The 12,148-nt window shown below is 46.3% G+C and carries 12 protein-coding genes and 1 tRNA gene; 3 read left to right on the forward strand and 10 right to left on the reverse strand.

Features of this window, described 5'->3' with window-relative positions; translation table 11 throughout:
* Window positions 1–29 precede the first annotated feature (29 nt).
* The 6 genes from OMP94_RS04825 to OMP94_RS04850 form a co-directional block, all read right to left on the reverse strand.
* Window positions 30–710, reverse strand: coding sequence for a 50S ribosomal protein L25/general stress protein Ctc (locus tag OMP94_RS04825; RefSeq protein ID WP_266276671.1), 681 nt, complete (start codon window positions 708–710; stop codon window positions 30–32).
* A 106-nt stretch (window positions 711–816) separates the two neighbouring features.
* The gene (locus tag OMP94_RS04830) at window positions 817–1,752 is read right to left on the reverse strand and encodes a ribose-phosphate diphosphokinase (RefSeq protein WP_266277502.1); all 936 of its coding nucleotides are present in this window, start codon (window positions 1,750–1,752) and stop codon (window positions 817–819) included.
* An 88-nt stretch (window positions 1,753–1,840) separates the two neighbouring features.
* Window positions 1,841–1,915: transfer RNA gene (locus tag OMP94_RS04835), tRNA-Gln, on the reverse strand.
* 27 nt (window positions 1,916–1,942) lie between these two features.
* Complete coding sequence (ispE, locus tag OMP94_RS04840; protein ID WP_266276673.1) at window positions 1,943–2,794, reverse strand: 4-(cytidine 5'-diphospho)-2-C-methyl-D-erythritol kinase; 852 nt, start codon at window positions 2,792–2,794, stop codon at window positions 1,943–1,945.
* A complete protein-coding gene (lolB, locus tag OMP94_RS04845) occupies window positions 2,794–3,384 on the reverse strand; it encodes a lipoprotein insertase outer membrane protein LolB (RefSeq protein ID WP_266276675.1) in 591 nt (196 codons plus the stop codon). Before lolB ends, ispE begins: the two co-directional genes overlap by 1 nt.
* Window positions 3,381–5,138: a tetratricopeptide repeat protein gene (locus tag OMP94_RS04850; protein WP_266276677.1), complete on the reverse strand. Its 1,758-nt coding sequence runs from the start codon at window positions 5,136–5,138 to the stop codon at window positions 3,381–3,383. Before OMP94_RS04850 ends, lolB begins: the two co-directional genes overlap by 4 nt.
* Window positions 5,139–5,260: 122 nt before the next feature.
* On the opposite strand from OMP94_RS04850, the gene hemA reads away from it, so the two are divergent.
* Complete coding sequence (hemA, locus tag OMP94_RS04855; RefSeq protein ID WP_266276679.1) at window positions 5,261–6,520, forward strand: glutamyl-tRNA reductase; 1,260 nt, start codon at window positions 5,261–5,263, stop codon at window positions 6,518–6,520.
* 2 nt (window positions 6,521–6,522) lie between these two features.
* The gene (gene prfA / locus OMP94_RS04860; RefSeq protein ID WP_266276681.1) at window positions 6,523–7,611 is read left to right on the forward strand and encodes a peptide chain release factor 1; all 1,089 of its coding nucleotides are present in this window, start codon (window positions 6,523–6,525) and stop codon (window positions 7,609–7,611) included.
* A gap of 4 nt (window positions 7,612–7,615) precedes the next feature.
* On the opposite strand, the gene hemF is transcribed toward prfA, so the two are convergent.
* Genes hemF through purD form a run of 4 tightly spaced genes read right to left on the reverse strand, consistent with a single transcriptional unit; the run spans window position 7,616 to window position 11,293 of the window.
* Window positions 7,616–8,527, reverse strand: a complete 912-nt coding sequence (gene hemF / locus OMP94_RS04865) for an oxygen-dependent coproporphyrinogen oxidase (RefSeq protein WP_266276683.1) — start codon at window positions 8,525–8,527, stop codon at window positions 7,616–7,618.
* Window positions 8,524–9,087 (reverse strand): L-threonylcarbamoyladenylate synthase, encoded by a 564-nt coding sequence (locus OMP94_RS04870; protein ID WP_266276685.1) that lies wholly within the window; start codon window positions 9,085–9,087, stop codon window positions 8,524–8,526. Before OMP94_RS04870 ends, hemF begins: the two co-directional genes overlap by 4 nt.
* A gap of 34 nt (window positions 9,088–9,121) precedes the next feature.
* Window positions 9,122–9,982, reverse strand: a complete 861-nt coding sequence (locus OMP94_RS04875) for a phosphoribulokinase (protein WP_266276689.1) — start codon at window positions 9,980–9,982, stop codon at window positions 9,122–9,124.
* Between the two features lie 18 nt (window positions 9,983–10,000).
* Complete coding sequence (gene purD / locus OMP94_RS04880) at window positions 10,001–11,293, reverse strand: phosphoribosylamine--glycine ligase (protein WP_266276694.1); 1,293 nt, start codon at window positions 11,291–11,293, stop codon at window positions 10,001–10,003.
* 142 nt (window positions 11,294–11,435) lie between these two features.
* Between purD and OMP94_RS04885 the strand changes: the two genes are divergently transcribed.
* A complete protein-coding gene (locus OMP94_RS04885; RefSeq protein WP_416240447.1) occupies window positions 11,436–12,107 on the forward strand; it encodes a TIGR00730 family Rossman fold protein in 672 nt (223 codons plus the stop codon).
* The last annotated feature ends 41 nt before the right edge of the window (window positions 12,108–12,148 follow it).

The raw sequence follows: 12,148 nt of genomic DNA on the forward strand, positions 1-12,148 counted from the left end.
AACAGCTCCCAATGACAAAGATTAATGAATTATTCTTCGTCTTTTTTCGCTTCTTCAGCATCATCAGCTACGTCAGCATCTTCTTCTTCGACTTGTGCAACGCGTGGCTCATGAATGCTAACAATCGCTTGGTCATAAGAAGAACGTTCACCTTCTTCTAAGTGCTCTTCTTGACCATGGCTTAACGCTGTCAATGAAACACCTTTAGGCAAGGTCAGTTCAGACAAGTGAATTGACTCATCCATGCCTAATTTAGCGACATCGACTTCAATGAACTCAGGCAGATCTTTCGGTAAGCATGTGATCTCAACTTCAGACATCAGATGCGCAACCTGACCACCCGCTTTAACACCAACTGATTTTTCTTCGTTAGTGAAGTGCAATGGGATAGTCATTGTCATTTCATGTTTAGCATCGACACGCAGGAAGTCAGCGTGAATGATTTTGTTGTCATTCGCTGGATGACGTTGCAGATCTTTCAAAACAACTTGGTTTTTCTTACCGTCGATAACCAGTGTCAGAATGTGCGCGTAAAACGCTTCTTCAGCCAAATGGCGGATAAACTGGTTATGATCTAAAGAAATCGATACCGGTTTTTTCTCGGTACCATAAACAACAGCCGGTACTTTACCCGCATGACGTAGGCGGCGGCTCGCACCTTTCCCCTCGTCAGTACGCGTTTCGGCGTGTACTTCAAATAAATTTTCCATCTCTTTCTCCAAGACTAAAAAACGGACCGCGGTCCGTTACTAAGCCACTTTTCCGTGGCATTTCGCCTCCCCCGCGACCAGGTTCGGCACATTCAACCCGTTAGGGTTAATCCATGTACAAAGAGCTTACTGACTCTTCGTTACTAATTCTGTACATCGCTTCAGCCAGCATTTCAGCAATACTGAGTACGCGAATTTTCGCACTTGCGGCAGCAGCTGGCTGTAACGGAATCGTGTCTGTCACCACCAATTCATCTAGCAGCGACTTACTGATATTTTCGACTGCAGGGCCTGATAAAACTGGGTGCGTGCAGTAGGCCACCACTTTATTGGCGCCATGTTCTTTTAACGCAGCTGCGGCGGCACATAAGGTTCCTGCCGTATCGACCATATCATCAACCATGACACAAGTACGGTTTTCGATATCACCAATAATGTTCATCACTTTGGCGACATTGGCACGTGGGCGACGTTTATCGATAATGGCCAACTCAACATCAAGATGTTTTGCCAACGCACGCGCACGAACCACACCACCAACATCAGGTGAAACCACCACTAAATCATCGTATTTATGTTTCCAAATATCGCCAAGCAATACTGGAGAGGCATAAACATTATCGACAGGGCAATCAAAGAACCCCTGGATTTGATCGGCGTGCAAATCAACCGTTAACACACGGTCTGCACCAACACCGGTCAACATATTGGCAACCACTTTGGCGGTAATCGCAACACGAGCAGATCGCGGACGGCGATCCTGACGTGAGTATCCAAAATAAGGGACAACCAAGGTAATACGTTTGGCAGATGCACGACGGATAGCGTCGGTCATCACCATCAATTCCATCAAATTATCATTGGTCGGTCTGCACGTTGGCTGGACGATGAAAACGTCCTTACCACGGACATTGTCGAGGATCTCGACCATGATTTCACCGTCGCTGAATTTTTCAACAGTGGCTTTACCGAGGGAAATGTTAAGGAAGTTGGCGATGCTTTCAGCCAACTTGCGATTAGCATTGCCGGTGAACACCATCATGTTGTCATCGGCGGTACGCTGCTGTAACTGGAGGATACGATTTTGAGTCACAAGTTGAGCTGCCGAGTTCAATGAAAAAACAAAAGAGTGGCTGGGGTACCTGGATTCGAACCAGGGAATGACGGGATCAAAACCCGTTGCCTTACCGCTTGGCTATACCCCAACTATTTCAAACTCATAATCTTGCAAATTATTCGCTAAAGCGACTAACTGCATCAAGCAAAGTCGACTGATTACAGCCTTTGGCGACAAATCCCTGCCATAATACCGGCAGTTGTTGCCAAACTTGCTTGGCTTCGGCAGCTGTTGCAAAGCTAGCAAAAACACAAGCACCTGTGCCAGTCATTTTTGGATTGGCATATTGTGCCAACCAATCCAGCGCTTCGGCAACTGCCGGATAACGCTGCTTGACTACCGCTTCGCAGACATTACTGCCTTCCCCCGAAAGGAAGCCCGATATTTTGATAGGAACGCAGTCGCGTGTCAATTCCGAAGTAGAAAATATTTCTGCAGTGGAGACCTGACAATCAGGGATCACTACTAAATACCAAGGCTCAGGCGGCGATATGGGTGTTAATAATTCGCCAACACCCTCAGCCCAAGCAGCCTGCCCGCGCACAAATACCGGCACATCTGCGCCTAATTGCAATCCCAATTCAGCTAATTTATCTTGGGATAACTGACATTTCCACTGTGCATTGAGCGCCACTAAGGTCGTTGCGGCATCACTACTGCCGCCTCCTAAACCGCCGCCCATGGGTAGTTGCTTTTGTAAGCAGATATCAGCACCCAGTTTGGTATTAGTGGCTTGCTGCAATAATTTTGCGGCGCGCACTATCAAATTATCGTCGTCAGTTACACCAGGTAGCGCTGGTGATAAATGTATTGTTGGGGATTCGGTTACCGCAATCTCTAGCGTGTCACCATAGTCTACAAACTGAAATGCCGTTTGCAGTAAGTGATAACCATCCTCACGTTGGCCAGTGATATGCAAGAATAAATTCAACTTGGCAGGCGCTGGCCAACTTTGATATGTCAACATTATTGCCAGCGTGAAATCACCAAGCGCATGCTTAAATCATCACGCTTAATAAAGATTTTGTCAGGTATCGTTTGACCAGCAAAAGGTACATAGCGAATAAACGAGACTTCCCAACCTGCTTGTTGTAATAACACCAGTTGGCCATTGTCATTAATTTCTTTTAATTGCACCGGCTCATCGGCATAAGGAAGGCCTTTGACCCAATCTCTTAACGCACTAACCGGTAAACGCCAACCTAACACTTGTTCTAATAACTGCTCGGGCGTATCCGCCACGTAATGGTCGCCTTCCGAGGTACGCAGTTCTACCTGCTGTGCATTTCCTGAAAGCTCAACGCCACCTTGCGAAAAAGGCCCAGTTAGTTGGATATGGAAATCAGCGGCATTTTGTTGCCAATTGACGCCAGCATTCCACCCCTCTTTACCTTGCTGAATAAGTGTACGGCCACGAAATGACCACTCATCAATTTGTTTTAATTGCGCCTCACGCTGCGCCAATAATTGTTCAGCAGGTAAATCTGGTTTGGTTGGACCAAACGGCGTACAAGCTGATGCAAGCAGCAAAATGCTGCCTATCAGTAAAAATCTCATTGATTAAATCGTTCTAAGGTTTCGTTTAATACTTTGTTGTCAGCATCTTGTTCTTTGGCAGCTTGCCAAACCGCTTGGGCTTCACCTTTTTTACCTTGCTGCCACAATACCTCACCTAAATGGGCATTAAATTCGGCATCAGGTTGCACCGCAATCGCTTGACGTAAGTATTTTTCAGCTAAATCGAGATTTCCCATTCGGTAATACACCCAACCTAAACTATCTAGGAAGAACGGATCTCCCGGTTTAAGCTCAAGTGCACGCTCGATTAACAGCAATGCTTCCTGATGACGGTCAGTACGGTCTGTCAGTGTGTACCCCAAAGCGTTCAGTGCTTGAGCGTTATCGGGATCAATTTCCAAAATCTTACGCAAATCTGCTTCTAGTTTCGGAATATCGTTTTGTGACTCCGCTAACATGGCGCGGCTGTATAACAACTCAAAATCATTAGGAAACTGTAACAGCGCCTCGTCATAAACCGACATGGCTTCTTTAGACATGTCTTGCTCTTGCAGGAAAGCTGCTTCAAACAAAAAGAATTCGCGGGCTTGTCCCGGACGCTCCTGACGCATCAATTTCAAATGATTACGGGCTTTATCGACATCGCCTTGCTCAGCCAACAAGCTGATATAGCGACCTTGAGCACTATCAAAACGTTGACTATCCGCTGGCACAGAAGCGAACCACACTAATGCTGCATCGATGTTGCCGTTCATCTCTTCGGCAAGTCCCATGAAATAACCAGCTTGCTGAGCGGGATCACCTTTGCGTAATAAATCGGTGAAATAAGTTTTCGCCGTTTGGCCGTCACCGTTTTCCAAAGCCAGTAAACCAAGCGCAAATAATACTTCTTTGTTATCTGGATTTTCTAAGTTTAATTCTTCAAATACCGCTTGTGCTTTGGCTGTTTCGCCATTTTCACCCAGTAATTTGGCATAAGAAAATCGTAATTCTTCACTAGCCCCTGGTTTTTGTGCCGCTTTGGCAATTAACTTTAATGCTCTCTCTGGATCGCCATTTCGTTGCAATACTTCCGATTTCAACGCTAAAAAAGGCTCATGATTAGGCTGTTTAGCCAACAGTGCATCGATTTCGGTAAGCGCTAAATCATATTCTTTGTAAAAAGCGGCCATTCGCGCATAAGCAAAACGTGCTTCTGGATCATTATTTCGATAACTTTCTAAACGACGCATCATTGGCAGTGCCGTTGCACCATCGACCATATCGCTTAAATGTTCAGAAAACGTTGCCAAATAAACCGGGGATTTTTCTGGGGATAAAGAAATGGCTTTATCCATGGTAGTGATGACTTGGTTAAATTGCTTTTCATTCAGCAAAAACGGCACCTGCATCACCAATACATCGGCATCATTGGGATCAACAGACTGCCATCTATCTAACGCCTTATTAATCCGGCCCTTATCTCTGGAAAAGGTCGCGACACGCGCAGCTCGCTCAGCCAAAGCCGGTGATTCAATGGTATCCGCAGCTTTTTGATACAAGTCGCTGGCAATGCCAATTTGACCGCGCTGACCTGCAATTTCTGCTGTCAAAATGTAATAAACCAATTCTGATGACAATGGCAGGTAAGTCATTTCTGTGTCATCTGTTGTCATAGCTTCCGGTTCAGCTTCCGTTTGCTTTTGTTGGGCTGGCGTTGCAGCACAAGCCAATAAGAAAATTGGCAGTCCCAATAACGCTGTTCCACGAATAATTTGTCTGGTACCGAACCAAAACTGTTGTAATAAATCCATATTAAAACGACCTGCGCGATTGAGTTTGATAGAATGGCAAATTTGGTTTATCACACATTGAGCACCCGACAATTCGGTTTTTGGCTGTAGAGTTTACCAGCATTTAATACGACCCTATATTTATGCATCTTGTCTGTTTTGGCATCAACCATACCACAGCCCCGGTCGCTGTCCGTGAGCAGTTTAGCTTTGATGGCGATGTTTTGTCTGATGCTTTAAGCACACTGCGTCAACAGACAAATATTCTCGAAACTGTCATCGTCAGCACCTGCAATCGTACCGAGTTGTACTGCTGTGTTGATGAAGACTATGACAATGGTATTCAACTATGGTTGCAGCAAGTTCGAGCAAGTGCTGACAGCGATATTCTGCCGTTTAGTTATCAATATCAAGATATTGATGCAGTACGTCACTTATACCGCGTTGCCTGCGGGCTAGATTCGATGGTCTTAGGTGAGCCGCAGATATTAGGGCAATTAAAATCAGCCTATTCCCAAGCGCTTAATTCTCAAGCCTTGGGTAAATCATTAGGTCGCCTTTTTCAGCATGCTTTTGCAGTTGCCAAACAAGTACGAACAGATACCGCTATTGGGAATAGTCCTGTCTCTGTCGCATTTGCAGCCGTAAGCCTATCAAAACAGATTTTCAGTAACTTAAGCCAAGCTACTGCCCTTTTAATTGGTGCGGGCGAAACCATTGAATTAGTTGCACGCCACTTAAATGACAATGGCATTAAACGCATCATTATTGCCAACCGCACCGTTGAGCGTGCACATGCCATTGCCAAACCTTTCAACGGCTACGCGATTAGTCTGAGTGAAATGCCTGCGCACTTAGCTGAGGCTGATATCGTCATCAGTTCGACCGCAAGCCAGTTACCTATTTTGGGTAAAGGTATGGTCGAAAGCGCATTAAAACAACGTAAACGTCGACCGATGTTTATGGTGGATATTGCCGTACCACGCGATATTGAAGCCGAAGTCGGTCAGTTAGATGATATTTACCTTTATTGTGTTGATGACTTGCACGATATCATCGAAGAAAATCTACAGTCCCGCCGTGATGCAGCTAAACAGGCCGAAGAAATCATTGATGCGCAGGTAGAACATTTCTCAGGTTGGATGCGCAGTCAAAATACCGTGCCGGTAATTCGCGCCATTCGCGACGAAGCACAGCAACACAGCAGTACCGTACTTGAAAAAGCATTAAAACAAATTGAACAAGGTATGCCACCAGAACAAGCCATGACTGAAATGGCGCGCAGCCTAACCAATAAACTTTTGCACGAGCCGAGCCGCCAATTACGTTTGTCGGCTTTCCAATATGACGAAACCAATCCACTATTGGATGCTGCTCGGCAGCTCTTTAACCTTAAGGATTAACATTGAAAGACTCGATCCGTCACAAACTCGAAGCTTTGACTGAACGTCACGAAGAAATCAGCGGCCTTTTGGCCGAGCCTTCGGTGATGGCTGATCAAAAGAAATTCCGCTCGCTGTCACAAGAGTACGCACAGCTTGAGCCTGTAGTAAAAAACTTCGCAACCTATCTGCAAACCATCAGCGACATTGAAGATGCGCAAGCGATGCTGTCTGAGAACGATCCTGAGCTTAAAGAAATGGCGCGCGAGGAGATTAAAGCAGCTGAAGAACGTCAAGAAACACTAGAGTTCGAATTGCAAAAACTGTTGCTGCCAAAAGATCCCAATGACCAACGCAACATCTACCTGGAAATCCGCGCGGGAACGGGTGGTGATGAAGCAGCTATTTTCTCGGGTGATTTATTCCGTATGTATAGCCGCTACGCTGAGCGTCGTCGTTGGCAAGTAGAAGTGCTGAATAAAGCCGAGGGTGAGCATGGTGGTTTCAAAGAAATTATTGCCCGTATCGTTGGTGAAGGTGCCTACTCACGTTTGAAATTTGAATCAGGTGCGCATCGAGTGCAACGTGTCCCGGAAACAGAATCACAAGGCCGTATTCACACCTCAGCTTGTACTGTTGCGATCCTGCCTGAAGTTGATGAAATCGATGAAATTGAAATTAATCCGGCAGATTTGAAAGTTGATACCTTCCGTTCATCAGGTGCCGGTGGTCAGCACGTTAACACCACTGACTCGGCAATACGTATTACGCATATTCCGACGGGTATTGTGGTGGAATGTCAGGAAGAACGCTCACAACACAAGAACCGCGCTAAAGCGATGTCGGTACTGCAATCACGGATCATGGCGGAACAAATTGATAAACAACAAGCTGAGCAAGCAGAAACACGTCGTTTATTAGTGGGTAGCGGTGATCGTAGTGAACGCATTCGTACCTACAACTATCCACAAGGTCGTATCACTGACCACCGTATCAATTTAACGTTATACAAGCTGACCGAAGTAACTGCCGGTGCGCTTGATGAAGTCATTGAACCTTTAATCAATGAGTATCAAGCAGACCAGCTAGCACTTCTATCTAAAGAGGAGTAACCGTTTACTTCAGCCAGTTTTTGTGCGGCAGAAAGTCAGTATAAAGCCGTGCTTCTGGACTGTTAGCTTCCGGTTGCCAGTTGTATCGCCACTTCACTAGTGGCGGTAGCGACATCAAAATTGACTCGGTACGGCCACCTGACTGTAAACCGAATAATGTGCCGCGGTCATAGACCAAATTAAACTCAACGTAGCGACCACGACGATACAACTGAAAGTCGCGCTCAGTCTCACCAAATGGAATCGTCATACGCTTTTGCACGATAGGTAAATAGGCATCAAGATAACTGTTGCCCACTGCCTGCATGAATGCGAAACAGCGTTCAAAACCCCATTCGTTTAAATCATCAAAAAATAAGCCGCCAACACCACGTGCTTCATCACGATGTTTGAGGTAGAAATACTCGTCACACCATTTTTTATAGTCCGCATAGACGTTATCACCAAAAGGCTGGCAAGCATCAAATGCCGTTTGGTGCCAATGTACAACGTCTTCTTCAAAACCATAATACGGCGTCAGATCGTAACCACCACCAAACCACCAAATTGGATCTTCACCAGGTTTTTCGGCAATAAAAAATCTGACGTTAGCATGCGAAGTTGGCACATAAGGGTTATTTGGGTGAATAACCAATGACACCCCTAAAGCACGAAAACTACGCCCCGCTAACTCTGGTCTTGCAGCCGTCGCTGAACCAGGCAGGTTGTCACCAAACACTTCGGAGAAGTTAACCCCGCCTTGCTCAATAACTTCGCCGCCACTCATTAAACGGGTACGACCACCGCCACCAGCATCTCGTTGCCAAGCATCTTCAACAAATCTTGCAACACCATCGACTTTTTCAAGTCCTCTGCAAATATTATCCTGTAACGTCAGTAAGTATTCACGTACTGCATTTATATCCGGCTGACTCATCTGAAAACCTCACCTGTCAAAGCATCACGAATCGTACTGGGTTGCTGCAGGCCGCCACAGGCACCAGTCATCACAAAATCGACTTCTGGTAATTGCCAACGAACTTGGTAGGCAGATTTTGCTGGCTTTAAGCCAGTGAGGTTGGCACTGGTTGAGACAATTGGACCACCAAACTCACGACACAATGCGGCCGCGATTGGATGGTCGGTAACTCGTACAGCTAGGGTGTCTCTTCCGCCGGTCAACAAAGGACTTACATCGGGCTTAACTGGAACTAGCCAAGTATTAGGACCCGGCCATGATTGCAATAATTTGCTTAACACTTCTGCTGGCAAAGGTGCGATGTAGTCTTGCAGTTGATTAAAGTCTGCTGCAATTAAGATCAACCCTTTTTCAGGTGGACGTTGCTTTAACCAGAGCACTTCTAACAGTGCATCATCATCTTCTGGGTCACAACCTATGCCGTAAATTGCTTCTGTCGGGTAGGCAATAATGCCACCATCTTCAAGGATACTAACCGCCTGACGAAGCTTAAATCCTGAAAAATGATTTTCACTCATTTTCAATCCTTTTAATTGCTTTTTGCGTAAATTATTAACGTTTCCTCAGCAATTGTTTAATGATCGGCGTAACCAAAGTTGCCATAGCCTCAGCCATCAACTCTCCAGGTACGACCACATTATTACTGCTATTTTGGAAAGCACCTTTGATCTGAGGCAAATTTTCGGTGATAAGTGACGCCCACCTGTCGGTAAAGCTCACTACACATAAACTCTGCTCTGGTGCGGGTAATGCTTTTGCTGAAAAAGGGTTAGCAATATCGACCAGCGGAACCCGCTGAAAGTTGATATGGGTACGAGAAAACTGCGGTGTGATGTAACGAATATAGTCCGGGACTCGCTGAATAATGATGTCAACGACAGCCTCGTGTGAGTAACCGCGATTTAGGCAATCACGTTGGATCTTCTGCATCCATTCGAGATTAATCACTGGGGCAATACCGATCAATAAGTCGGGATGCTGCGCAATATCAATACCATCGATGACCGCCGCCCCATGCAAACCTTCATAAAACAATAAGTCACTATCAGTGGCTAATGGCTGCCAATCGGTGAATGTACCTGAGGGACGACCAAACTGTTTGGCTTCGGCTTCGTCATGCACATAAAAGCGAGACTCGCCTTCTCCAGACTCAGCATAACGAGCAAAGAGGTTTTCCAGTCGGGCAAGGTCATTTGCTTCTGGCCCAAAATGGGTCAGGTTATGGCCATGTGCAATGGCGTTAATTGAGGCAACGCGCATCTGCTCGCGGTCATATCGATGAAAACTGTCACCTTGCACCATCACTGGCGCAAGATTCAGTTGTTCAAATATCAACTCAAATGTCTGACGAACCGTCGATGTCCCCGCGCCGGAAGCGCCGGTAACCGCAATAATGGGATGCGCGACTGACATGCGAGTAGCGCCCGGCAATTACCGTGCAGCTTGCTCTCTGGCGACAGCGCGATAAGCAATATCGGTTCGGTAATAGGCATCTTGCCAATCAATCTTAGCTACTGCTTGATAGGCTTTTTGTTGTGCTTCTTGAACGCTATCACCCAATGCCGTGACACATAAAACACGGCCACCATTAGTGACGATATCTGCGCCTTGTTGACTGGTACCTGCATGGAAAACTTTGGCTAAGTCAGCGTCGATAGTATCCAAACCACCGATAACATCGCCTTTGCGGTAATCATCTGGATAACCACCAGCAGCCATCACCACACCAATAGAAGCGCGAGGGTCCCAATCCGCCGTGGCTTTATCAAGACGTTTTTCTAACGCTGCCATACACAATTCAATCAAATCAGATTGCAGACGCAACATGATCGGCTGGGTTTCTGGATCACCAAAACGGCAGTTAAACTCAACGACTTTTGGTGCGCCCGCAGCATCAATCATCACACCCGCGTATAAAAAGCCGGTGTAAGGACGACCATCTGCAGCCATGCCTTTTACGGTTGGGTAAATGATTTCATTCATGATGCGGTCAAAGACAACATCCGTTACCACAGGTGCAGGGGAGTAAGCGCCCATACCGCCAGTATTAGGGCCTTTATCGCCATTATCGCGGGCTTTGTGATCTTGTGAGGTCGCAAGTGGTAAGACATTTTCGCCATCAACCATGACGATAAAGCTAGCTTCTTCACCAGTCATAAATTCTTCGATTACAACACGGCTACCCGCATCACCAAATTTGTTACCTGCCAGCATATCTTCAACGGCAGCCACAGCTTCAGCTTCCCTCATCGCAACAATAACGCCTTTCCCCGCAGCTAAACCATCAGCTTTGATAACAATTGGCGCGCCTTGCTCTTGAATGTAAGCAACCGCAGGTGGAATTTCGGTGAATACTTGGTAAGCCGCCGTTGGGATTTGATGACGCGCCAGGAAATCTTTAGTGAAGCTTTTAGATGCTTCAAGTTGTGCCGCAGCTTGGCTTGGACCGAAACAACGTAAGCCAGCGATTTCAAATGCATCCACCACGCCTAAGACCAATGGAACTTCAGGGCCTACGACCGTTAAATCAATGGCATTTTGTTGAGCAAATGCAACTAAATCTTCAATTGCCTCAACCGCGATTGGCACGTTTTGCATGCCTGGCTCATTAGCCGTACCCGGATTGCCCGGCGCGACAAAGACTTGCTCACATTGTGGAGACTGACTCAATTTCCAGGCCAGAGCATGTTCACGTCCGCCACCACCAATTACCAATACTTTCATAGCCCGTCGCAACCTGTTGAAAAGGCGATAATGATACCGCAGATGCCACCATAACCAAAGTAGCCAAACCGCAATGATGATTGCCGCTATCAACGGAATTGATTATCTTGCAGATAAGCTCTTTTTTCATGCAGGCATCAACGTGGAAGATCTTAAACAATCAGAGGCATGGCGCATTTTTCGGATCCAAGCCGAACTCATTGACGGCATTGAAACGTTAAATGATTTAGGCCCTGCAGTATCGGTATTTGGTAGCGCTCGACTCGAACAAGACTCCGCGTATTATGCGGCTGCCCAACAAGTTGCTAGCGAACTATCCAACGCTGGCTTTTCCATTATTACTGGTGGTGGCCCCGGCATCATGAAAGCCGCCAATGCAGGCGCCCAAGGTAACGGCTCGACGTCGGTTGGATTGAACATCGAATTACCCCACGAACAAATAGCCAATCCATACCAAGACAGGCAATTAAGCTTTCGTTATTTCTTTGTACGGAAACTGATGTTTGTGAAATATTCGATGGGCTATGTGGTGTTTCCAGGTGGCTTTGGCACCTTGGATGAACTGTTTGATGCGCTGACATTAATCCAAACACAAAAAATTTATCACTTCCCCGTCATTCTTTACGGCAGTGAATTTTGGCAAGGATTACTCGACTGGTTAGAGAGCCGTGCAAGAGCCTCTGGCTGCATTGACAATAACGATATGCGATTGTTTTATTTAGTAGATCGTCCAGAAGACGTACTACCGATCATCCAGAAAAACTTTGCTGCCCTAGGCGCACATCCTGAAAAAAATAAACGTTGGCCAGTATAAATTTCGCAAATTTGAAATTCCCATTGCCGATTCATTGCTGT

The sequence above is a fragment of the Methylophaga sp. OBS3 genome, assembly GCF_026319325.1.
GTDB lineage: Bacteria > Pseudomonadota > Gammaproteobacteria > Nitrosococcales > Methylophagaceae > Methylophaga.

Coding starts and splice junctions, on each gene's coding strand:
- OMP94_RS04825 (WP_266276671.1), bottom strand. CDS start 710: ATGGAAAATTTATTTGAAGTACACGCCGAAACGCGTACTGACGAGGGG.
- OMP94_RS04830 (WP_266277502.1), bottom strand. CDS start 1,752: ATGATGGTGTTCACCGGCAATGCTAATCGCAAGTTGGCTGAAAGCATC.
- OMP94_RS04870 (WP_266276685.1), bottom strand. CDS start 9,087: ATGAGTGAAAATCATTTTTCAGGATTTAAGCTTCGTCAGGCGGTTAGT.
- ispE (WP_266276673.1), bottom strand. CDS start 2,794: ATGTTGACATATCAAAGTTGGCCAGCGCCTGCCAAGTTGAATTTATTC.
- purD (WP_266276694.1), bottom strand. CDS start 11,293: ATGAAAGTATTGGTAATTGGTGGTGGCGGACGTGAACATGCTCTGGCC.
- OMP94_RS04850 (WP_266276677.1), bottom strand. CDS start 5,138: ATGGATTTATTACAACAGTTTTGGTTCGGTACCAGACAAATTATTCGT.
- hemA (WP_266276679.1), top strand. CDS start 5,261: ATGCATCTTGTCTGTTTTGGCATCAACCATACCACAGCCCCGGTCGCT.
- OMP94_RS04875 (WP_266276689.1), bottom strand. CDS start 9,982: ATGTCAGTCGCGCATCCCATTATTGCGGTTACCGGCGCTTCCGGCGCG.
- lolB (WP_266276675.1), bottom strand. CDS start 3,384: ATGAGATTTTTACTGATAGGCAGCATTTTGCTGCTTGCATCAGCTTGT.
- hemF (WP_266276683.1), bottom strand. CDS start 8,527: ATGAGTCAGCCGGATATAAATGCAGTACGTGAATACTTACTGACGTTA.